The following is a 22,916-nucleotide window of genomic DNA, read 5'->3' on the forward strand; positions in this document are numbered from 1 at the left end:
ACCAGCAACACTTTGTATATATAACAGCATCCAACATTAAATTGCTGATCACGGATCCCATATCTGTTCTACGATCTGAGCTGTTGTCTGTTGAATAAATCTGTCCAAAACCGTTGGAATGCCAAGCAAGCGCACGCCTCCGTCTGGTTTATCGATTTCTTTCCTCCTAACCGGGAATGGATTTTATTTACTGTTTAGCAAATCTTCAGGGTAAAGAGAAAAATCTTCATAACATGTAAGATAGTCTTTCCAAAGCATGATCATATTTTTTGATCATGCTTTCCCATGCAAAGCGGCCCATGGCCTCGGAGATTTTTATTTGTATATCTTGCAACTCGTTGATATTCAGAATGATAAAGGTGAGTTTTTCAATCAAATCCCGTTGATCCAGGTACAGGAAATCTTTATAAAATTGTTTTGGTAAAACTTCATGATATGCAAGTCTGGCGGGAAGCAGGGGTATGCATCCGTAACGGATTGCCTCTATCACTGATATACCGAAATTTTCATTGTTGGAGGTGCTTATTACTATTTGACCCTGGGACAGGATACTGACGTATTCTTTTTTTGATTTGATATAACCATATTGTATAATTTTGTTCCCAAAACGTGCTTTGGCATCGATAAAAGCCTTGGGGACTTTTTGAAAATTCTCTCCAAGCAGGGCGATGCGGAAATCAAACCCCAGCTTCTCCACTTCCGCTAACGCGTCGAAAAAGTCTTCCGGATTTTTATCGAATTCCCAGCGGTGATTCCAGATGACGAGGGGAGCCAAAGGAGATTGGCTGGTTATTCTATTTCTTTTTTGATAAAAACGGCATCCCGGATACAACACCTCCGCTTTGGCCTTTATGGCGTCCACCACCCACATGGGCTTGTATTCCGGCATCGTTCTTATAAAACCGGGCAGGGCTTCAAAAAAAGCATTCATATGGGTGTGGGAATTGAACAAAATTTTTTGGGCGGCCAGTGCTGTGGTAATATCTGTAAAGCCGAACTGAAAATCCCTATGCTCTCCGGCGGCAAGGGGATAAGTAATCTGATTTTCATGGAAGTAGACCAGGACAGGGGGGCATGCTGCTCCCCAGAGCATTTTTAAATCAGACAGGCTCATAAGATTGGTTGTTATGAGCCCGTCATAATCGGTAGGTGAAGTTATTTTTTCTGCAAAATATAAGGCCGCTCCCCGCATTCGCCATTTCCAGAAACGGGCAGGCAAAGTGTAAAGATCTATCTGATGGCAGGAGTGCGCAATCAGGCCTTCTGCAAAATCCCTGTGGGATCCGCCAAAAAAAGGTTCTATGAAAAGAAACCTCATATTATAAAAAACCAAACCAGACTGAATAATCTAAAATTTATTGAGGAAAGCATGAAAAATTGGCTGAAGCTGTACACCTGTTTGTGGAAATTATTTCGTCCCCGTTCCTTAAAAATAAAAAAGGAATGAACAAAAACTACTCATTCCTTTTTTATTATTAATATACTTTGTCTTAATTCTTAATGACCAGCGCCAAAGAGAGCTGCAATTGCGCCTGCCTGGGGATGCGCATATATAAGAATAAGAGAAACAACCAGTGCATAGATAGATAGAGACTCGATCATAGCCAGACCGATCAGCAATGTTACGGTTACTTTACCGGATGATTCCGGATTTCTGGCAATACCTTCGACAGCGCCCTTTAAACCCATACCCTGTCCGATACCACAACCGAAAGCTGCGATTCCTATGCCAAAACCTGCTGCTGTAACACAAGCAATAAAAAATTGTAATGAAGCTGCCTCCATAAAACTAAACCTCCTTATAAATAATTATATTATTCCGCTTCTTCCATTTCCCATTAAATTTTGAAGCAGATTGTAAATTCTTAATGTGCATGCTCGAGTGCGCCTGTAAAATATATAATTGCAAGCAAAAAGAAAACAAACGCCTGTACGAGGGCCACGAAAATACCAAGTGCCATTATCGGCAGGGGAGCAAAAAAAACTCCCGCAAGCCCGAAGAGTATAAACAGAACAATTTCATGCCCCATCATATTCCCAAATAGCCTGAAAGAAAGAGAAAGGATGCGCGCAAGATGACCGATAATTTCTATAAGAAATATTAAAGGACTCATCCACCATACCGGGCCGAGGAAATGTTTTATATACTTTATCCCATGATATTTAATGCCGATAACATGTGTAAAAACAACGACAACCAGGGCTACGGAAGCTGTGGTGTTAAGATTGGCTGACGGGGGCAGGAACCCTGGTACAAGGCCTATCAGATTGCATACGGCAACATAAATAAAAACAGTTGCCGTCAACGGCACAAGCCAGCGGCCCTCTTCACCGGTAATATCCACCATAAATTCTTCCATGCCTGAAATAAGCACTTCGAAAAAATTTTGTGCTCCTGACGGGATTATTGTTATTTTTTTGGTCGCCATTGCACTACAACCGATAAGGAGTATCATTATTACCCATGAATAAATAACATGCGGATATGTGTGTGCGAAATGACCAAGACCTATTAATTCAAAAAGTTTTACAAAAAACAGATAGGGGTGTTCCATGTTTAAACAGCCTCCTTAATAATAAAATTTTTAAGTTCACGCAGGGTTGCAAGAAATATGCTGACCACCACAACAGAGAGTCCTATCAATAGACCCAGCGGATTGACACAGTGATTTACAATAAGTAAAAATATGATTAACCCGCTGATAACAAACCTTATATAGTACTTTGCCAAAATTACATTATGAGAAGCTATCTTCGGGGGAATAAAGGCTTTTTTGAGTGTTTTGGCAAGCAAGTGGAAGTTAATTGTAACAATAAGTCCACCCAATATGATACCAAATGCAAAATCGGGTGGAAAAACCACGAACCCGGCCGCTCCGAATATACAAAATATTATCCAGTTGGAGAGTGTAACAAATTTTACAATACTGAGCTGTTTATTATTCATTCAAAACTGTATATATAATTAAAATTTTCTGCTTTTTTTAATCGCAAGACCGATATTTCTAAATCCCGCTACAATACCGAGTCCAAGGAATATAAACATGAATACGGGCGCTGTGTTAAAACACTTGTCAAGATACAACCCCATGGCAAGCCCTATAAAAACCGAAAGAGCAACCGAGAGTCCAATACTACTGTAGTATGCCAGATCTTTTAAATAGCGTCTTGTCTCTCTTTTCATGGAAAAGTTAAATTAAATGAACTCATTATTCATAATTTATTATCATGATGTATTGAACTAATCAATATAAAACTTAAGGAATACCAAAAATAAAAACCGGCGCTAAACGCTAAATTAGAGCTATGATCGACGCAAACCTTCCTGTAACGGTCTCTTTTCGATAGGAAAAGAATAGATCCGGCCTGCATTTTGTACAGGTATTGCTTGAAAAAATATTTTTCCGCAAAACCCCTTCGGCCGCAAGCTGATCGACGCTGATTGACCAGAAGTTGAAATGATTAAGCCTGTCCCCGTATTTCCAATATGCTTTATGGATTTCCTTTTTGTAATTAATAAATTCCGCACAGCATGGGCCCAGTGAATGACCTATACATACAATTGCATCAGAGGGTCTGCAACGAAAACTTTGGTTCATTTTTTTTATAACGCGGCCGGCAATATTTTTTAAACTCCCCTGCCAGCCGGAATGAACATTTGCCACAACCTGCCTGACCGGATCATAGATAAGGATTGACTGGCAGTCTGCGGTCTGAATTACAAGGAATTTTTTTTTAATATCGGTGATCACGGCGTCCCCGCTAAAGGGAGTTTTAGTATTGATATTAAAATCTGATCTCCTGGAGAGTGTAATGATTTTATCCCCGTGGATCTGTCTGAGAAATACAAAGTTTTCAGCCCCAAGTGATTCTGAAATAATTGCCCTGTTTGATTTAACATCTGAAGTATTGTCGCCCACAGAAAAACTAATATTAAGACTGTTAAAAGGGCTTTTACTGCGGCCTCCCTTTCTTGTGAAAATCCCGTGTCTTACACCATCAAAGCATGCAAGCCCAGGAAATATAAAGATCGGAACACCGTTTTTTTCGATCAAATCCATATATTTTACTGGTAATGTTTAGTCTTAGTATATTATTACGTTAAAAATAAGATAGTTAGTGTTAATACATAAATAGGATAGTTTGTTCGAGATCAAGGCGCTCTAAAATTTTAACCACAGGAATACATTGAGTATTTCGAGGATTAAAATTTTAGCGCAACGCAGATATCGAGCAAAATAGCCATTTATGGATGGGCAATAGTTACAACTCACCCCATAGTATCCATAATTCTTTGAATAATATCAGATGTTGAAATCTGCTGCACAATATCCACCCTGACAATTCTGCCCCCATTTTTTTTGACGATATCAGCGCCGATAATATCCTTCTCTTCCCAGTCGGCGCCTTTTACAAGCACATCCGGCTTTATCCTGCAAATCAGCTTAAATGGGTCGGGTTCATTAAAGATTATAACATAATTGATCGGTTCAAGCGCTGCAAGCACTTCCGCCCTCTGAGCCTGGCTGATTATAGGCCTTTTATTACCCTTGATCAATTTTACGGATTTATCTGAATTAAGGCCCACAATTAGAATATCACCTTCCGCCCCGGCGGCAGCGAGATACCTGACATGGCCGGCGTGCAGTATGTCAAAACATCCGTTGGTAAATACGATTCTTTTTCCATTTTTTCTAAGTGGTTGTATCTTTGAGGAAATATCATCGGATTTTATGATTTTATCTAAAATATGCATCGGGAACTCTCTCTTTTAAACAGGGAATCCGCTTGCGGAATTCTGCAAGTTCATTCATATCTATTTCAGCACTCAGCCGGCGGGCTTTGTTTTCGGCTTTTGCGAGTACCACTCCCTGGGGTGACACAATCTGTGAGCAGCCGCCGTACACCAAATCCGGGTCCCGGCCGCACATGTTAGCCGCTATAATGAAAATCTGGTTTTCAACAGCTCTGGCCTTAAGCAGGATATTCCAGTGATCTATACGCGCAAGAGGCCATTCCGCTGAAACAAGTACAATACGAGCTCCCTGCAAGGCCAGCGACCGGCATAGTTCCGGAAATCTTAAATCATAGCAGGTCATCAGTCCCACCGGCCCGATAGAAGTCTTTGCGACAACCGCCTTGTTGCCTGCGGCAAAATATTTGTTTTCTCCTGTTAGGGTGAAAAGGTGGATTTTTCTGTATGCAGCGGCAATATCCCCATTTTTGTCAATGAGGTAGAGGGTGTTGTAGATTCTATCACCGGATAATTCCGGAAGTGATCCGGCTATGATGATATTATCATCTTCAGCCTTTTCTCGCAGCCTTTCTATTATTGCAGGGGTCTGTTTCGCATGGGTAATCAGTTTTTGATTGTCAAACCCGCTGGACCAGAGTTCGGGAAGAAGAATAATTTCAACGCCCAGGTCTGCAAGGCGGCCTATTCCGTCGACAGCCGCCGCCAGGTTTGATTCCACATCAGCAAATTTTACATCCATCTGCACTAATCCTGCTTTTAACATATTTTACCTCAAGTTATAGACCGCCACATAAATAATTTCACTGCGTTATCGGTCGTTGGAGTATTACAATACGCCTTCCTCCCTCTGGCCTTGTGAAATTATTTATCTGACGGTCTATAGGAACGGAGATTAAATCGTGTGAGCCAGGGTCAACACATCAACATTTTTTGCCCCGCCGTGCAAGAGTATTCGCGCGCACTCATCTACTGTGGCGCCTGTTGTATAAACATCATCCACCAAGAGTATTCTTTTTCCGTTTATTAATGCAGGCCTGTTTAAACTGAAAGCATTTTTAATATTTTTCTTCCTGCTTGTACGATCAAGACCGGTTTGCTGTCCGGTATTCCTGCTCCTCACAAGGGCATCCCTGTTAATCTGTCTGTCTGATAACATAAATCCCAGATTTTTTGCAATCCCAGGCCATTTTCTGATTAAAAGAAAGGCCTGGTTAAAACCTCGTTTTCTGAACCTTGTTATATGCAGCGGCACAGGCAGAATCAAGTCGATCTCCTGGGGATCCCAATGACTGATAAAGGTAGAAAAAAGGAGCAGCCCCAGGGGACGCGCGAACTCGATCCGGCCTCTATATTTCAAGGCGTGGATCACCTCCATAAGCGCTCTTTCATATATTCCTGAAGAACGCGCCTTTCCATAATGTTTTGGAGAATCGAAACACTCGCCGCAAATATGGTCATCCGCCTCCCGACTCTTAAACATAATTCCACATTTGGAGCAAACTGGGGATTCAACAGGCAAAAAATCCCGTGAGCAGGATGGGCACAAAAATCGATCCATTAACAGTTTAAAGGATAATTGTGAGGGTGCGGACAATATTGAGTCGCGGGTAACGGTATTATTGATGCTGTTCATTGCAGCATAATTATCAGGTTTAAAGAATGATCCGCATGCCGGACATTTATAAGGAAAAACAGCACTTATTATGCCTCTGCCCAGATAAAGCAGCAGATTTTTATGATTAATTTTTTGTTCTGTTTGATTTATTTTTATTTTTTCCCTTTCCTGAACCCGAAGGCTAAATAAATCATAAACCCGATAAAAGGAATGGAAGCAATAACCATCCATAGAACTTTTTTCTTTAAACTGCCGAATTCTTTTTGGGCTGCATTTACAACAGCCCATACTGTTAAAAGGAAAAAGGGAATGCATAAACAAATAAAAAACAGAATTTCTTTTGGGTTCATTTCTCCTCTTTCAAACTGTTGGCTATTTTTAAAATCGTATTAACATAATAATTGCTGTGGTTATATCTATAAATAACTTTAAATGCATTTTTCTCGTTTATATCGGGATACCATCCATGATGCTTAAGGTAGTTTGCAATGCTGAAAATGGCATCAGCATGATTAAATAGATCCACTTTCCCGTCATTATTTCCGTCGACAGCCAGGGATATAATGTTGCTGGGCATAAATTGGGCGATCCCTACTGCTCCTGCGTAGGAACCGAAAATTTTATCAGGCCTGATATTTTCCCTTGATGTGTATTTGATAAAAGCCTTTAACTCACCATAGGCCCACCCGGATTTTTTTATAGATTTTTTTTTAAACTTCTCACGGGTCAATCTCCTCTCTGCCGGAATACTCATCCATAACAGATCCCGCGCTTCCCTATCAGATAGAGACGCCATTGTAGATAGTGTGTTTATAACGGAACTCTTCCCGGTATTGGTGCCGAATTTTGTTTCTACAAGAATAATTGAAGTGATAATATTTTTATCAACACCAAATTCTTTTTCAGCGCCATTCAAAGCATTAAGATGTTGCTGCTTATACTTTTCTGCCCGTTTCATATATTTCTTTGCTGAAAAAGCATTATAATTCAGATTCGCTTCATTATGCATGAAAAATAGTGAAACACTTTTTAAATCAAAACGTACACTTTTGTTATTATAAATACCGGCAATATTTTTTTTGTCAAAACCATCATCTACAAGTCTTTTTTCAAGGGAATCAAAACTTTTTGTTTTATCTTTGATTGTTTTTGCATAAACAAGCATGGGAACAAAAATAAAAACAGCTGCATAAACAAAAAGAATTCGGAGATAGTTGCGCAAATTTTTTATTTTAAACATTATCCGGCTCCTTATTCAAAAGTGGTTGTAAGCCCGGTTTACGGATGGATCCGGTCTATTGCAATCGTTCCGGCGAAGCGTTCTGAAAAAACTGTAACATGACTGTATCCGGCGGAAACAATAAGATCGAAAGCCTTGTCAAAGTGCCGGCCAACCTGTTCAGGCCTATGGGCATCTGACCCGATAGTAACGGGGATTCCTTTTATACTGCATTCTTTAAGGATCTCTTTATTAGGATATATTTCCATCACCGGATGGTTTAATCCACTTGTATTAATCTCCATCACAATACCTTTTTTTTTCATTACAGATAATATACGTTCAATTTCTTTATCATATTTTTTATAAGACTTGCGACCGAATTTTTTTATCATGTCAAAATGACAGACAACATCAAAATAATCATACTCCATCATTTCAGATAGACGTTCGAAGTAAAGAGAAAAAACAGAGTCGGTGTTCTCTTTTCCTTTTTTCCAGGGAGAACTGCTGCTGACAATATTAATATCATCTATAAAATGAAGTGAACTTCCTATCAGATCGAAAGAATAGGTGCCAAGGATATCTTCAACAAGATTTACATCATCAGGATTGAAATCGATCTCAAGACCGGACTTGATCTTTATAATCCCCTTATACTTCTGTTTAAGCATTTGAATAGCATTATAATATACAGGCACTTCATCCGGCGTCATGGAAAGAAATTTTCCTAATGGATTAATAGTCAGGTGATCCAGGAAACAAATCTCTTTTAAACCTATAGCTATGGCCTGGTGTATATACTCCGGCATTGAACCGGTTGCATGGTTACAAAGCATTGTGTGAACATGATAATCTATCATATTAAACCAAAAAAAAATTTGAAAGGATGCTTTTCTTGATACCAATTAAATGACATGGTATGTACTATACCAAATTTTAACAAAAAACTTATTTTATCTTTTACAATGGTTAAGCGTGAAAAAAAAGATTAATATAATATTTTCCTGCCGGTCATGCGGATATCAGACTTCAAAATGGCTTGGAAAATGCCCGGATTGCGGAAAATGGGATACATTAATAGAAAAAACCCGCTCATTCCCATCTATTCATTCCGGAAACAGGAATCTGCCCAAGCCTAATCTCCACGCACAACCTGTGCCCATAGATTCAATAGATATTGAAGATCAGCACCGCCTGTCTACCGGTTTAGCAGAATTCGACCGGGTACTGGGGGGCGGACTTGTATCCGGCAGTCTTGTGCTGCTCGGCGGCGATCCCGGCATAGGAAAATCGACTCTCATGCTTCAGGCACTGCATGGTATTGCAAAAAGCGGGCGTAAGGTTTTATATGTTTCAGGTGAAGAGTCGATCATGCAAATCAGGATCAGGAGCAAGCGATTATCATCGTTGTCATCCAATTTGCTGGTAGTATCAGAGATAGATATCGGGGCTATCCTTGCAATGCTCGACTCTATAAAACCGGATGTTCTGGTTATTGATTCCATCCAGACAATGTTCAGCCCTGATATAACCTCTGCTCCGGGAAGCGTCAGCCAGGTTCGAGAGTCGACCATGCAGATTATGCTTACTGCAAAAAAGACTGACGTGCCTGTATTCCTCATAGGTCATGTAACCAAGGACGGAGCCATAGCAGGCCCGCGGCTGCTTGAGCATATGGTCGATACGGTTCTTTATTTTGAAGGTGACCGGAATCATGTTTTCAGAATTTTGCGGGCCGTCAAGAACCGCTTTGGTTCTACCAATGAAATCGGTGTCTTTGAAATGAATGAAAACGGGCTGGTCGAGGTTTTAAATCCTTCGGCGGTATTTCTGGCCGAGTGCCCGGAAAAGACACCCGGTTCCATAGTTACGGCCAGCATGGAAGGTTCAAGGCCGATCCTGGTCGAAATCCAGGCTCTGGCAGGTAATACCAGTTTCGGGACTCCACGCAGGACAATATTAGGAATAGATCAGAATCGCGTTGCTCTTCTTCTTGCTGTAATTGAAAAAAAGCTGAACATGCATATGATGGGGCAGGATATATTCATGAATGTTGCTGGAGGTGTCAAAATAGATGAACCTGCAATTGATCTCGGCATAGTCTCTGCTGTGGTATCGAGTTTCCTGGACAGGCCGATTTTAGAGAGAACCGTTGTAGTCGGCGAAGTCGGTTTGACCGGTGAAATCAGAGCGATAAGTAATATTGATATACGAATATCGGAAGCGGAAAAAATGGGTTTTTCAAGATGTCTTGTACCCCAAAGCAATCTGAAACGCATAGCTGTAAACAAGGGTATGGAACTTATAGGTATCAAAACAATATCCGATGCAGCGGAGGTCTTGTTTTAAACCTATGAAACGACCGGCATCAAAAAAAAACAGGTGGGAAGATCATTATACTCGCAAAGCGAAAAAAGATAAATATCCGGCACGGTCTGTTTATAAGCTTCAAGAAATCCAGAAAAAATTCAGGGTTATCAAAAAAAATGATTCCGTACTTGATCTTGGCTGCGCACCCGGCTCATGGCTGATCTACGTAGCTGAATTAACAGGCCGCACGGGTAGTGTGGCGGGAATCGACTTAGAGCCGGTTATATGCAATCTGCCTGCTCATGTTACAGTCCATACCGCTGATATGTTAGCGGAAAATAATTCTTTTTTTAATGAGAAAAAGCAATTTAATGTAGTGCTTAGCGATATGGCTCCTTCCACAGCGGGTAATAAGCACCTGGACAATACCAGATCTTTTAATCTTGCCATGGCCGCTCTTGAGTGCGCGCAAAAAAGATTGAAACCTGGTGGAACTTTTGTATGTAAAATATTTCAGGGAGAGGATTTTAATTTTTTTTTAAATCTGGTAAGAAAGAATTTTCATAAAATAAATATTTTTAAACCTCAAAGCAGCCGAAAAGCAAGCAGAGAGATTTATATAATCGGATCGGATTTTTTGACAAAAAAAGACCTTTGAAAACGGATAAAAGATAGCGTTTCGCAAAGGCCTCATAAAAGGAGATTGGAATGTCGGGACATAGTAAATGGTCTACTATAAAACATAAAAAGGGCGCTGCGGATGCAAAGCGAGGTAAAATTTTCACAAGACTGATCAAGGAGATAACTGTCGCAGCTCGTATGGGTGGCGGCGATGCCGACGCAAATCCGAGGCTTAGGACAGCCATAGCGGCTGCTAAAAATGAAAATATGCCTAAGGATAACATTGAAAGGGCCATAAAAAAAGGGACCGGTGAACTGGAAGGTGTTAATTATGAAGAAACAGCTTACGAAGGTTACGGCCCGGGAGGAGCGGCGGTTTTTATAGAATCTTTAACCGACAATAAAAACAGGGCTGTGGCGGACATAAGAAGTATCTTTAATAAAGGCGGCGGAAATCTGGGCGAAAACGGCTGCGTGGCATGGATGTTTGATACCAAGGGATATATTGTTGTGGAAAAAAAAGTGGTTGACGAAGATACCCTGATGGATACCGCCATTGACGCAGGTGCGGAAGATGTGCGCGATGATGGCGATAACTTTGAAATTCTAACTGACCCCAGGGACTTTGAAGCAGTCAAGACCGCCATGGAGAGTGCGGCAATCGAATACATTGCAGCGGAGATCACCATGCTGCCCCAAAACACAATAGATCTTAAGGGGAAGGAAGCTGAACAGATGATAAGGTTGATGGATAACCTGGAAGACTGTGATGATGTGCAGAAGGTCCATACCAATGCCGATATTCCGGATGATCTTGTGTAACTTTTCAATAAATTCGGCAGCCCCTGAAAATGCAAAAATTTAAACCAGGGAACTCCCATGAAATAAATGTGATATTTATTTCATGGGAGTTCCTTCGTCCCCATCCCTAAGGCGATTCGTCTAATTGCAGTATATCTACATCTTCAGGTAGTGCAAAAGCAAACTCCGCACTATCCATATCTTTTGTAAATTCTATATTATATAATTTTATACTGGTTTTATCATCATAGGTATTACAGGTAACTATTTCAGTAATAACAAAAGTCTTTTTTGAAATAAAAAGATAAATTGCAGATATATCAAATGCTTTTTTCTTGGGTATGAGTTTAAGTTCAATCAAGCCATCCGGTGCAGTCTTTTCCAGGCTGATATTAAATTTTTTTCTTAAAACAGTCATATCCGACAAAAAACCCGCTCCTTTTCCTTCTCCAAAAAAAACAGGAGCTGCTCCTATCATTACCTGATTGTCTTCGGGACGATGAACCCAAAGAGATTTACCGTCCGTAACAATAATCTGTTTATCAGGTTTTTCATATTCCCAGCGCATCATTCCGGGATATTTAACCATCATATTGCCAGTTGCGGAATCGGTTATATCCAGAGCTTTTAAGGTCGATTCCTGGATAAAGTCAGCTGAAAAGCCCATATTGTTATACCGGTTTTCAATCCTTTCCATAATATGGTCGAGAGTAAAAGGAACATCTTCTTTTAAAGCAACCGTCTTTTGTGCCTGGTCGGTGCTTAAGGCAAACCCGGCATGCAATAAGATCAAAACAGATAATAAGGCTATTTGTATTCGCATAATATTTCACGGAATTCTTTTAAAAGCTATAGCTCCTCGAAAAGATTACTGTTAATATAGATTCTCACATAAATAATTTCACTACGTTATCGGTCGTCGGAGTATTACAATACGCCTTCCTCCCTCTGGCCTTGTGAAATTTATTATGTGACAATCTATAGCTCCTTAAGGAACTCTTTTTGGTATTGATTTTATCCTGATACTCTAAAAAATCAAGTTTATTCCTTTGATTTTTTATTTTTGTTCAAGATCAAGGCATACTAAAAAAATAGCTCGTTAAATATAAAACATAACATCCCCTATCCCTACAATCCTAAGAATTATACGATATATTGCGATATCACTTCAACGATGAATCGTAGTGCCGTGCATATCTATGAGAATTATAGTCCTGCAAGTTGAGCCAACATGACAGAATAAATGCCAAGAGACCCAGAATCAAGACTGCCGCGTCCACTACCGAAGGATCCCATGTAAATTCTGTTAGTTTATCTGCATAGTACTTGACGTATGAATTAGGCAAGTTAGTTTCTCCGAGCTCACGCTTGACCTCCCAATGCCAGTCCGTAAAAGGGCAGCAGTATCGGGCAACCACAAGGGATTGCCCCTACGAAAACCAAATACACGGTGAAAACAATAGGCATTGTCCCTGCCCGCAGGAAATTGAATATCAAAGAATAACTTAACCTTATTTACTGTAGCATTATTCAAAAGCATTAACCCACCACTGCCCCAAGGCATTGTTTAAGAAGCCACCTCCTCATAACCGTTTTCAAGATCATTTGCTATCAAACGAAACTGCTCAAGGGCAGCTTCAAGGTCTTCGACTATTTCCTGGGCGAGGATGCCGGGATCAGGAAGGTTTTCGGAATCTTCAAGGCTTTCGTCCTTGAGCCAGAAAATATCGAGGCCGGCTTTGTCCCGGTTTATGAGTTCATCGTATTCGAATGCCCGCCATCTGCCGTCAGGTTTCTTCTCAGTCCATGTGGGTTTGCGTTTGTTTCTGTTTTTTGGATTATAGCATGTTACAAATTCATCGAGGTCTTTGCGCTTTAAGGGATTGGTTTTGAGAGTAAAGTGTATGTTTGTGCGAAGATCGTATATCCAGAGCTTTTTTGTCCAGGGCTTTTCAGATGCGGCTTTGCGGTCGAAAAAGATAACGTTTGCTTTTACGCCCTGGGCATAGAACAGGCCTGTCGGCAGGCGAAGAAGCGTGTGGACCTCGCATTCGTGCAGGAGTTTTCTGCGGATATTTTCTCCTGCACCGCCTTCAAAAAGCACATTGTCCGGAACAACAACGGCCGCGCGGCCGTTTTGTTTGAGAAGGGTTTTTACATGCTGGACAAAGTTGAGCTGTTTATTTGAAGTTGTGGACCAGAAGTCTTCTCTTTCAATAATATCTTTTTCCTTAGAAATTTGACCTTTGCCGTTAACAATTGTCGTGCTGCTTTTTTTTCCAAATGGCGGATTAGTAAGAACAATATTAAACCGGTCGCCGGGATCTGCAGCAAGGGAATCTGATACCAGTATTGGAAGATCTTCATCACTGCCTATTCCATGAAGCATAAGATTCATGGCACAAAGGCGGGCAGTGCTTTGAACCAGTTCCCATCCTTTGAATGTTTTGTTTTTAAGATTCTTCTTGTCTGCCTTAGACATATTTTTGTTTCGATCAACAATATAATCATGGGCAGCAAGGATAAAACCACCGGTTCCGCAGGCAGGATCGCAAATGGTTTCGCCGGGCTGCGCATCTATTACATCAACCATTGCGCGAATAAGCGGGCGGGGGGTAAAATACTGACCTGCTCCTGTTTTTGTATCCTGGGCATTTTTTTCCAGAAGTCCTTCGTATGCATCGCCCTTGACATCAGCACTCATCACAGACCAGTTTTCATTATTAATCAAGTCAACAATCAACCGCCGAAGTTTAGCCGGGTCCTGAAACTTGTTCTGGGATTTCATGAAGATCAGCCCAAGCAGGCCTTTTTCTTTACCCAGATTTCTTAAAATGTTCCGGTAATGCTCAAATAACTCATCACCGTCTTTTTTAATCAGGCTGGGCCAGTCATGATTTTTCGGCACTATGCTTGGCTGTGTATATGGCGGCTTTGTCCTCTCATCTGCCATCTTAAGAAACAGCAGAGGAGTTTTTAATTTTGTTTTTTCTACCCGCGTTTCTACCCGCGTTTCTACCCGCGTTTTCCCCGGCGTTTTCCCCGGCGTTTTCCCCAGAGATTCCACTTTCATAGTCATTGGCTGATGGGATCAATTGGCCGGAGAAGGCCTTTTTCAGGATGGATTGGCGGAGACGGTCCGCACGTTTTAAATTCCTTTCAATTTCAATCTCAATTACAGCAACAATACCTAGACTTTTATCTATTTGAAAAATTATCTCCTTCTGCTCATCAATGGGCGCTAAGGGAACAGGGGTTTCATTTATTTTTTGTAAAATTATACGTTTTATAGCTGTTCCAGTCATCTTCCCTGTTACCAAGTTAAACCCTAAAGGGCTATTTAAATAATTTTTTAGATACAATGAATTTAAAATGAAATTAATTGGCTTGAGCAAAGCAACACTTGATAACAAACTGAATTCCTCTTCAAGCTGATTTACAGTTGCAATTCCTGTTTTGACACCATCTTTAATTAATAACACATCATTTTTTTCAACATTACATCGACTAAATATTTTTTTATGCACCCTTTCTTCTATATAAGTAACATCCGTAAGATCAATTCCGGGCACTTTAATGTTTTTCGCTGTTATATATAAAAAGTAGCCTTTTTTCTTTGATTTAAATTGATTCTTTGGTGAAAAATGTGTTCCATCTTGAATTTTGTTACAAATAGTATTTGCCAAGCACCATATCCAACTATCTGGCAACGATGGTAAACCGTCAAGCTCAGGCTTTGCAGGTTCTTTATACTTCTTCTTCCACTTATCATCCTTCGGAACTTTCCCCTTGGCTTTCATTTTAGCCAATTCCGCTTCTTCCCATTTTTTACGGCGTTCGACTAAAATACGTTCGAGAAGTTTGCCAGCCGGTTCAACATCAGGATGCTTTTCCCTCCATTCTTCTGTGAGCTTGCCTTCAACAGCAGCTTTGAGGACAGAGGCTTTGTATCGCTTGAGGTTGGCTTTTACGCGCTTTAGGTTTTCAACAGCTTCATCTAAGCGGGAAAATTGCTTTTCGATCTCTGCGACGATGCGTTTTTGTTCGTCTGGCGATGCAAATGGTAAATCAAACTTTTTTAAAAACTGAAAATGTCGACTATAGCCACGGTCTGGTATCTGTAAAGAGTGGAGCAGGTAAAAAAAGAATTTGATGTTATAGCTGGATGCTGGTTTTAATATTTTTATACCATCTGCACCAACAGCGAAAGGGCTTTTAACAAATTTTATTGATTTTGTATGATCGCCAAAAAGTATAACAGGGAGTTCTCCAGTAAAAGTCATACTTTCATCATCTGTAAAACCACCTATATAATCCTGCCCCTGATCAATCACTGGTATTTTTCCAGTTTCGAGATAATTTCTTTTTTTTACACGCTTACTACCATCGGGCAAGACAGAAACGACTTCTTTAAAAGGAACGAGTTCCCAAGTATCAGGTAATTTTTCATCAACTTGTTTTATATCATTATCCATCAGGCAGCCAACGCCTCATTGAATTCATCCAAAATATCGTTCAACTCATCCCCAAACAACTGATACACTTTCCCAAGTCCACCCTCCTGCGAAAAAGGCACATATCCCCTGGATATATAATTCTTTCAACTTATTTCCCTTTGTCAACATTCTTACCCAGCCATGCCTTCCCTTTTGCTGTAAGTCTATATTTCTGCAGCCGGCTTTGAGGCTTTTCCGGAATCGTCATTTCTATCCAGCCGCCTTCTATTGCTGGTAAAATATATGCTTTTCTGAAATGATCTGCATTGCGTAGCCCCAGTCTTTTCTGTAGGATACGTCTACTTTCCGGTTGCAGACAGACTGGAAGCAGCCTTGCGACTTCCATGGTGACTTCCATGGTGACTTCCATGGTGACTTCACCTGCGACTTCCATGGCCTTTTTGTCAGTTATCGGAAAAAACGTCACCACCACAGACCCGGCCCGCTCCTGCCAGCGAGGAACTGGATTGTCATTTTCTTCACACCAGTCAATGATATTGGTTGTACCGCTTCCCCAGCGTTCAATAATACCTGCCCGGTAGAATGCATTGGCAATCAAGGGATTCCATGGTTTGGATTCATGTGGTTCTTTCAGTTTTTCAGGCGTTATGCCAAAATGAAATTCACCTGGATTGATGATTTCAAGCCTGTCATCATGCATGGCCAAAGCAACAGCACTACCCGGTTCAGTATAGTCCCTGTGGCAAATAGCGTTTGCAATGGCTTCACGGGTTGCAGGCGGCGGATACCAAGGATTATCTTCCCTGACCATTTTTCCGGGAATAACACGCCCGGCAATGAGTACATGATCCAGCAAAAAACGTTCAGCCCGTCTGAGCAAAGAAAACGCATTTCCTTTATACTGCCTGTTGTCAATAAAATCACCCAACCGATCTTTCCCCCGGAATCTTGCCAGGCGGATTTCACATTGCGGATAATAAGACCATATGTCGCGGCCAAACAACACAACGGCGGCATTTAGCAATTTATCATCCCGTATAAGATCAAGACCTCTAAGAATAGATGTTGTATCCGTATTTTTTGGAGGTTCCATGCGCCCGATGCGGACTGAATTGGCAACCAGGGTCTGTATCTCTTCATCGTCAAGGTCTGCAATGGTTATCCCTTTTGCAACAGGTTCGTTTTCCCACCGACGGGTTGCGTGGAGTTTCTCCATCAAACGGTTATTATATTCACTGCGAGGCATCTGAATAGTTGTCGGGCCGTTTCTGATATAGGATCGACCGGAATATGCATAGAGGCCCCTGCTTCCGGTAACATGTATAATGATGACAGCCTTTCCCGATTTCAGAGAAATTGTTTCAATGTCAGGAAAGGCAGGAGGTTCAATGTTGCGGATTTCGTTTGACATGTTTTCAAGTGTTTTTGCAGAAACCTGCTGCCCGGGAATTTCTCCTTTATCAGTCACCCCGAATAAAACAAAACCGCCCATACCGTTTAGCATGGCACAGACTGTTTTTGTCGCAGCAGTCCGCTGACCGGTGGTCTTTTTAAACTCAAGCCGGTCTGACTCGCCCTGCTTTACAAGCTGTTTCAGTTCCGTTAAATTCAAGATTCAGCCTTTAAAATAATTTGTCTAATTTTAAGCTGCAAGCTGTTCATTTAGGTCTTCCAACAGGGCGCTTACTTCTTCACCAAACAACTGATAAAACTTCCCCAGGCCACCTTCCTGAACAAATGGTGAATATTCAAAGTCTTCCGTATCTATCGACAAATTCCCCGCAATATGATCCTTTATCATCTCAAGCCAATGAAGCTTATCTACTGTGAACTCTTTCTCCTGCTGTGCCAGCCAGGCCTTAAAATTTGCATCCACCTTTTCCGGAAACGGCACAAGCTCATTTTCCTGCTCAAGTGCATAGCAAACAAGGGATACAAGATCCGTCATTATCCGCGCGCCGCTTGCGCCTCTGACTCTTGATTGGCCCTTGGATTTTTCAAGAGCGGCATAGGCAGCCCAGAGATTGTCCTCTGTCCAGTGATGAGGCGGCTTATTGATGGTATCAGCCAATTCTTTTATATTTTCAAACTTTAAAGGCGACTTGTACGGCCTGGAATAAAGAATCTGCAGAGCAGTGATTTCATCCCTGTTATCCTCTATAAACTGTTTAAAAGACGCTACCATGCCTTTTGCCTTTTCCAGGGCCTCCGCGCTGAAGGCTGCCTCTATAACAGTATCCGGACTTACATTATCAATAATCTGCTCGTTCTTTTTCTTTACCTCAAGCAACAGATTCCGTAAGTCCGGATTGTACAAAGGCTTGACAGCGCCTTTTATCAGGCTTTTCGCAGCCTGTTGAATTTGCTCTTCTGTAGGCTGATCCACATCCGGATTATCCTGTTTTGCCTGTTCCAAATGATTGTCAGGATTAAGGGCATTTACAAGATCAGATACAAGACCTCCCAGACTCTTGCCGTCTGTAACCTCTATAATCTTATCCGCATCTTCTTGTGAAATATTTTTATTGATACGCGCAATACGGGCAGCCACGGAGGAGATAACATTCGGATCTGTGTTTCCAAGACTTACTGCCTGGAGAAGTTTTTCAAAGGATACTGATTTTTTCCGGTCCATGGGCTTTGAATCTGTCTTGTCCCGCTCGCACACACCAACAGCATCCACAATAATATAATGATCTTTTGCTTTGGCATCCGGTGTAACAGACTTTAGATCATCATCATTGATTACGCGCACGCCCCGGCCCTTCATCTGCTCGAAATAACTGCGGGATTTCACACTGCGCATGAACATTACAACTTCAAGGGGTTTTATGTCCGTGCCCGTGGCGATCATGTCCACTGTAACGGCAATCCTGGGATTATAACTGTTTCTGAATTCTGCTATAAGATCTTCTGGTTTTTTGCCGGTTGTCTTGTAGGTAATCTTCCGGGCAAAATCATTGCCCTTTGCAAATTCATCGCGCACGATTTTAACAATGTCTTCAGCATGGCTGTCATCTTTTGCAAAAATCAGGGTCTTTGGTACTTCGGTGCGGCCGGGAAAGATCTCTGTAAAGAGCTTGTCCCGAAACTTACTGACAACAGTGCGGATCTGATCCACTGCAACCACATCACGGTCAAGCTTGTTTGCATCATATTCAAGATCTTCATCCAGCTGCTCCCAGCGAACTTCCCTGGTTTCCCTGTCACGAACATCAACATAATAGCCGGACTCCACATTTGAGCCCTGTTCTGTAATTTGTGTCCTGATGCGGTAAACATCATAATTGACATTCACACCATCAGCCACAGCCTCCTCGTGCCCGTATTCCATAACAAGGTTCTGGTTAAAAAAACCAAAGGTCTGTTTGCCGGGCGTGGCAGTAAGGCCGATAATATACCCGTCAAAATAATCAAGCACCTGCCGCCAGAGATTATAAATGGAGCGGTGACATTCATCTGTGATGATAAAATCAAAAGTCTCAATGGGAATGGCCGGATTGTATTCTATGGGCGGCACTTGGTCATAGACATTCTCAAGACCATTAACAGATTCTTCTTCATCAACTTCCTGAAGATCCACTCCCCTGAGCATGGAGTAAAGACGCTGGATGGTACAGATGCAGACCCGGGCGGTTTTATCAAGTGTGTTTGAAGTAAGGCGCTGAACAATATATTCTTCGCTGAATTTATAGTTGTTATAGGGTGAAACATACTGCTGAAATTCCTTAAGGGTCTGTTTGCCCAGATTGCCCCGATCAACAAGAAACAAAACCCGGCGAGCCTTTGCAAACTTGATAAGCCTGTAGATAAAATTAATTGCTGTAAATGTCTTACCTGAACCTGTGGCCATCTGAATAAGAGCACGGGGGCGGTTTTCCGCAAATGACTTTTCAAGATTTTTTACAGCTATGATCTGGGCAGGCCATAAGCCTTCCTCTATGAGCTCGGGCATCTGTTTGAGCCGCAGGTTCAAAGTGGAGGGTTTACCATAAGGGGCCTGCTTTTCAGCAACTTTACCCGGAAATACTGGTGTGTCATCATTCAGCCATTCTTCAAAAGTTTCCGGGAGATGAAAGGAAAAAGTACCCCTGGAACGGGGAACAGGGTCAAGATCATTTGTAAAACGGGTTTCAATACCTGTGGATTGATAACAGAAAGGAAGGGGACTGTACCATGCAGGAAGATCATCCGGCAGACCGGTTTTATACTTGTCTGACTGGATTTCAACACCGGTAAGGGTATTACCGATTTTTTTTGCCTCAATAACACCTGCTGCCTTGCCATCCACATACAAAAGATAATCTGCAAAGCCATGGCCCTTATTTAAGGGAAACTCCCTGATGGCAACGCCCTTTTTTGCATGGATGTTGGCATTTTCAACATCCTGGATATCCCAGCCGGACTGATCCAGCATTTTGTCGATGTTTTCCCGGGCTTCTTGTTCTGGTGTTTTTGTCATAAACAAACAGGAGGTTGATTAGCAAAGCAGTTTTGCTTTTAACCGCTTGAGAACTATGAATATTTAAAATAATTCTGACTATCGTTTCAGCGTTACATTAAAAAAGGCCATATCAAGGAAGGCGTCCTACAATACTCCGACGACCGTTATTGCATTAAAATTATTTATGTGACAATCTATATTACTGGTAACAGCCCTGAGTGGCTATATTTGTTACTGATTGTATCCTGATACTCTAAAAAATCAAGTTTATTCCTTTGACTCTTTATTTTAATGAGCTTGAGATAGAAAGTATTGAAAAACTTGATTTATTATACTTGATTTATTATATTATAACATTTCAATCCCCCCGAAATAAAATTTTAAAACCACAAAATCTTTGTTATCCGTGAACGGTTACAACTAATTTTATGGATCGCCTTCTAAAAGCATTATTTTTTGGTATAGCAACAGGGCTGTTGGGGCTTTGTCTCACCCCACTGCTTTTTGGTCTGGAGGAAAATATCGGTCTTGAGTATCTATTTTCGATCAGAGGAAAAAGATATGCTCCCCGTGATGTCATTATTATAAGCATAGATAAAAATTCCGCCAAAAAATTAAACCTGCCCAATAATCCTGAAAAATGGCCCCGCTCTTTACATGCATCCCTTGTTGATATTTTAACGCAAAAAGGCGCAGCCCTTATTGCATTTGATGTTTTTTTCGATGAACCTCGTTCCCCGGCCGATGATAATTTATTTGCCTATTCAATAAAAAATGCGAACAACGTTCTCCTTTTCGAATCTTTGGACAAGGAAACTCTTCCGTTGACAAGCGAACAGGGAGCGCCTTCCGGTCAATTACATGCCGTAACACAAAAGCCGCCGATACCTCTCTTTGCAAAATCGGCTCTGGCTGTGGCGCCTTTTGTTTTGCCGAAAGTACCGGTTAAGGTAAGTCAATACTGGACATTTCAAACAAGCGCAGGGGGGTTGCCAACCTTGCCAATGGTTGCATTTCAATTTTACGCTCTGAAAGTTTATGATGAATTTATCCATTTATTGAAAAAGGCTGACCCTGCCCAAGGAGAAAAAATCGCATTTCATAATCAAACGGCGTTAATAAATAATAAAGGTCTTTGCGAACTTATCCGGTCAACCAGGGATATTTTTCAAAAAGATCCGTCCATTGCGAAAAAAATGCTGGATGAGCTTCGTAACTCAAACTTATTATCCGGTGAAGTAAAAAAGAAACAAATTATTAAGGCGCTGATAAAAAATTATCAGGATCCCCCAAGTCATTTTATCAATTTTTACGGCCCCCCGGGCAGTATACCCACGATTTCCTATTCTGAAGTAATAATGGAACGGGGAAAGCCGGGGGCCAATCAAAAAAAGGTTATTTTTAAGGGTAAAGCCGTCTTTGTCGGGGTTTCGGAATATTTGCGGCCTGAGCAGGAAGATGGCTTTTATACTGTTTTTTCACAGGCCAGCGGGGTTGATATCAGCGGGGTTGAGATTGCGGCAACAGCTTTTGCAAACATGCTGGAAGATATGCCTGTCAAGCCGCTCAATTTGCTTTATCATCTTTCTTTTATCTTTTTTGGTGGAATGTTGCTGGGTTTTTTATCATTTTATTTTACTACCTTTGCCGCTGTAACAAGCATATTTGTTCTAAGTGCCATTTACCTGATTTTTGCCCAGTATCAATTCAACAATTTCGGCAATTGGTATCCCCTTGTTATCCCCCTCTTGTTTCTATCTCCGGTTACTATTTTTTCAGCTTTTATCCGGAAATACCTTGAGGCACACAGGGAACGTAAAAATATCAGAAAAGCGTTTGGATATTATCTCCCTTCCAGGATAGTCGATCAACTTGTGGAAAACAAATCAGAAATTATCAAAACCGGAGAAATGGTCTCCGGAATTTGCTTATGCACGGATGCGGGACAATATACCACCTTGTCGGAAAGTATGAAACCTGATGAACTGGGAAGTTATATGAATGAATATTATGAAACTATTTTTGAACCGGTTGTTAAATCAGGCGGACTTATATCAAACATCGTGGGAGATGCCATGCTGTCCATATGGGCTGATACCGATCTTGAGCCTGCCCTGATGAATAGGGCCTGCCACACAGCGCTTGATATAGTGCGCAATGTAAACCGTTTTAATAGTGAATCAACTCGATTAAAACTTCCCATTCGCATAGGTTTGCATTCCGGGCAAATGATGATAGGCAATATTGGCGCCATCGATCATTATGAGTACCGCCCGGTTGGTGATGTGATCAATTCGGCATCCCGGTTAGAGGGGCTTAATAAATACATGGGCACGGAAATACTTGCGTCTGCTGAGAGCCTGTATCAGGTTGATGATTTTTTAGTTAGAAATCTCGGAGAATTTCTTGTTGTTGGAAAGTCAAAACCGATCATGGTCTATGAATTAATATGCCGGAAGGAAGAGGCAAGCAAACAGCAAAAGGAGCTTTGTGCAATTTTTGATGAAGCCCTGAATTCTTACAGAAATCAATCATGGAATCAAGCAATTGCAAAATTTCACAATACAGCAAAAATATTTGGAGAAGATGGACCTTCCCGTTTTTTTTCAGACCTTTGTGAAAAATATAAAAAAAATCCCCCGGATGAGACCTGGACCGGAATAGTTCGCCTGAATGTAAAATAGTAAAAT

The 22,916-nt window shown here is 41.3% G+C and carries 23 protein-coding genes; 4 read left to right on the forward strand and 19 right to left on the reverse strand.

Annotated features, from left to right (window positions below):
* Positions 1-226: 226 nt before the first annotated feature.
* The 12 genes from BuS5_RS12365 to BuS5_RS12420 all read right to left on the reverse strand — a co-directional run bounded on the left by BuS5_RS12365 (position 227) and on the right by BuS5_RS12420 (position 8,453).
* On the reverse strand, positions 227-1,318 hold the full coding sequence (locus BuS5_RS12365; RefSeq protein ID WP_027353524.1) for a tRNA-queuosine alpha-mannosyltransferase domain-containing protein: 1,092 nt from the start codon (positions 1,316-1,318) through the stop codon (positions 227-229).
* Positions 1,319-1,497: 179 nt separating this feature from the next.
* Positions 1,498-1,785, reverse strand: coding sequence for an ATP synthase F0 subunit C (gene atpE, locus BuS5_RS12370; protein WP_027353523.1), 288 nt, complete (start codon positions 1,783-1,785; stop codon positions 1,498-1,500).
* Between the two features lie 80 nt (positions 1,786-1,865).
* Positions 1,866-2,555: a F0F1 ATP synthase subunit A gene (gene atpB, locus BuS5_RS12375; protein WP_027353522.1), complete on the reverse strand. Its 690-nt coding sequence runs from the start codon at positions 2,553-2,555 to the stop codon at positions 1,866-1,868.
* A gap of 2 nt (positions 2,556-2,557) precedes the next feature.
* On the reverse strand, positions 2,558-2,947 hold the full coding sequence (locus BuS5_RS12380; protein WP_027353521.1) for an ATP synthase subunit I: 390 nt from the start codon (positions 2,945-2,947) through the stop codon (positions 2,558-2,560).
* Between the two features lie 18 nt (positions 2,948-2,965).
* Positions 2,966-3,184, reverse strand: coding sequence for an AtpZ/AtpI family protein (locus BuS5_RS12385; protein ID WP_027353520.1), 219 nt, complete (start codon positions 3,182-3,184; stop codon positions 2,966-2,968).
* Positions 3,185-3,293: 109 nt separating this feature from the next.
* Positions 3,294-4,061: a peptidoglycan editing factor PgeF gene (pgeF, locus tag BuS5_RS12390; RefSeq protein ID WP_051374675.1), complete on the reverse strand. Its 768-nt coding sequence runs from the start codon at positions 4,059-4,061 to the stop codon at positions 3,294-3,296.
* 209 nt (positions 4,062-4,270) lie between these two features.
* Positions 4,271-4,756, reverse strand: a complete 486-nt coding sequence (rfaE2, locus tag BuS5_RS12395) for a D-glycero-beta-D-manno-heptose 1-phosphate adenylyltransferase (protein WP_035264854.1) — start codon at positions 4,754-4,756, stop codon at positions 4,271-4,273.
* Entirely contained in the window at positions 4,740-5,519 is a 780-nt protein-coding gene (locus tag BuS5_RS12400; RefSeq protein WP_027353517.1) for a carbon-nitrogen family hydrolase, read from the reverse strand. Before BuS5_RS12400 ends, rfaE2 begins: the two co-directional genes overlap by 17 nt.
* Before the next feature lie 129 nt (positions 5,520-5,648).
* Positions 5,649-6,236, reverse strand: a complete 588-nt coding sequence (locus tag BuS5_RS12405; RefSeq protein ID WP_198012213.1) for a ComF family protein — start codon at positions 6,234-6,236, stop codon at positions 5,649-5,651.
* Between the two features lie 287 nt (positions 6,237-6,523).
* Positions 6,524-6,721 (reverse strand): PLDc N-terminal domain-containing protein, encoded by a 198-nt coding sequence (locus BuS5_RS12410; RefSeq protein WP_084445770.1) that lies wholly within the window; start codon positions 6,719-6,721, stop codon positions 6,524-6,526.
* Positions 6,718-7,611 carry a lytic murein transglycosylase gene (locus BuS5_RS12415; RefSeq protein WP_035264850.1) on the reverse strand — a complete coding sequence of 298 codons (894 nt, stop codon included), beginning with the start codon at positions 7,609-7,611 and terminating at the stop codon, positions 6,718-6,720. Before BuS5_RS12415 ends, BuS5_RS12410 begins: the two co-directional genes overlap by 4 nt.
* A 38-nt stretch (positions 7,612-7,649) precedes the next feature.
* Positions 7,650-8,453: a histidinol-phosphatase gene (locus BuS5_RS12420; protein WP_035264847.1), complete on the reverse strand. Its 804-nt coding sequence runs from the start codon at positions 8,451-8,453 to the stop codon at positions 7,650-7,652.
* Between the two features lie 115 nt (positions 8,454-8,568).
* Between BuS5_RS12420 and radA the strand changes: the two genes are divergently transcribed.
* Genes radA through BuS5_RS12435 form a run of 3 tightly spaced genes read left to right on the forward strand, consistent with a single transcriptional unit; the run spans position 8,569 to position 11,346 of the window.
* Positions 8,569-9,942, forward strand: coding sequence for a DNA repair protein RadA (gene radA, locus BuS5_RS12425; RefSeq protein ID WP_027353514.1), 1,374 nt, complete (start codon positions 8,569-8,571; stop codon positions 9,940-9,942).
* Between the two features lie 4 nt (positions 9,943-9,946).
* Positions 9,947-10,561, forward strand: a complete 615-nt coding sequence (locus BuS5_RS12430) for an RlmE family RNA methyltransferase (protein ID WP_027353513.1) — start codon at positions 9,947-9,949, stop codon at positions 10,559-10,561.
* A gap of 50 nt (positions 10,562-10,611) precedes the next feature.
* Positions 10,612-11,346 (forward strand): YebC/PmpR family DNA-binding transcriptional regulator, encoded by a 735-nt coding sequence (locus BuS5_RS12435; RefSeq protein WP_027353512.1) that lies wholly within the window; start codon positions 10,612-10,614, stop codon positions 11,344-11,346.
* Positions 11,347-11,452: 106 nt separating this feature from the next.
* Here BuS5_RS12435 and BuS5_RS12440 read toward each other — a convergent pair whose 3' ends face one another.
* The 7 genes from BuS5_RS12440 to BuS5_RS12465 all read right to left on the reverse strand — a co-directional run bounded on the left by BuS5_RS12440 (position 11,453) and on the right by BuS5_RS12465 (position 20,244).
* Positions 11,453-12,148 carry a LolA family protein gene (locus BuS5_RS12440; protein WP_027353511.1) on the reverse strand — a complete coding sequence of 232 codons (696 nt, stop codon included), beginning with the start codon at positions 12,146-12,148 and terminating at the stop codon, positions 11,453-11,455.
* A gap of 340 nt (positions 12,149-12,488) precedes the next feature.
* Positions 12,489-12,743 carry a DUF2784 family protein gene (locus BuS5_RS20510; RefSeq protein ID WP_084445767.1) on the reverse strand — a complete coding sequence of 85 codons (255 nt, stop codon included), beginning with the start codon at positions 12,741-12,743 and terminating at the stop codon, positions 12,489-12,491.
* A gap of 149 nt (positions 12,744-12,892) precedes the next feature.
* Positions 12,893-14,398 carry an HsdM family class I SAM-dependent methyltransferase gene (locus BuS5_RS12450; protein WP_084445764.1) on the reverse strand — a complete coding sequence of 502 codons (1,506 nt, stop codon included), beginning with the start codon at positions 14,396-14,398 and terminating at the stop codon, positions 12,893-12,895.
* Positions 14,280-15,800, reverse strand: coding sequence for a restriction endonuclease subunit S (locus BuS5_RS12455; protein WP_051374673.1), 1,521 nt, complete (start codon positions 15,798-15,800; stop codon positions 14,280-14,282). The genes BuS5_RS12450 and BuS5_RS12455 overlap by 119 nt, the downstream gene beginning before the upstream one ends.
* On the reverse strand, positions 15,800-15,901 hold the full coding sequence (locus BuS5_RS20515; protein ID WP_198012211.1) for a type I restriction-modification enzyme R subunit C-terminal domain-containing protein: 102 nt from the start codon (positions 15,899-15,901) through the stop codon (positions 15,800-15,802). The genes BuS5_RS12455 and BuS5_RS20515 overlap by 1 nt, the downstream gene beginning before the upstream one ends.
* Before the next feature lie 29 nt (positions 15,902-15,930).
* Positions 15,931-17,394 (reverse strand): ATP-binding protein, encoded by a 1,464-nt coding sequence (locus BuS5_RS12460; RefSeq protein ID WP_051374672.1) that lies wholly within the window; start codon positions 17,392-17,394, stop codon positions 15,931-15,933.
* Between the two features lie 30 nt (positions 17,395-17,424).
* Entirely contained in the window at positions 17,425-20,244 is a 2,820-nt protein-coding gene (locus tag BuS5_RS12465) for a type I restriction endonuclease subunit R (protein WP_027353509.1), read from the reverse strand.
* Positions 20,245-20,654: 410 nt separating this feature from the next.
* On the opposite strand from BuS5_RS12465, the gene BuS5_RS12470 reads away from it, so the two are divergent.
* Positions 20,655-22,910, forward strand: a complete 2,256-nt coding sequence (locus BuS5_RS12470) for a CHASE2 domain-containing protein (RefSeq protein ID WP_027353508.1) — start codon at positions 20,655-20,657, stop codon at positions 22,908-22,910.
* Positions 22,911-22,916: the final 6 nt, after the last annotated feature.

This window comes from Desulfosarcina sp. BuS5, assembly GCF_028752835.1.
Lineage (GTDB): Bacteria > Desulfobacterota > Desulfobacteria > Desulfobacterales > BuS5 > BuS5.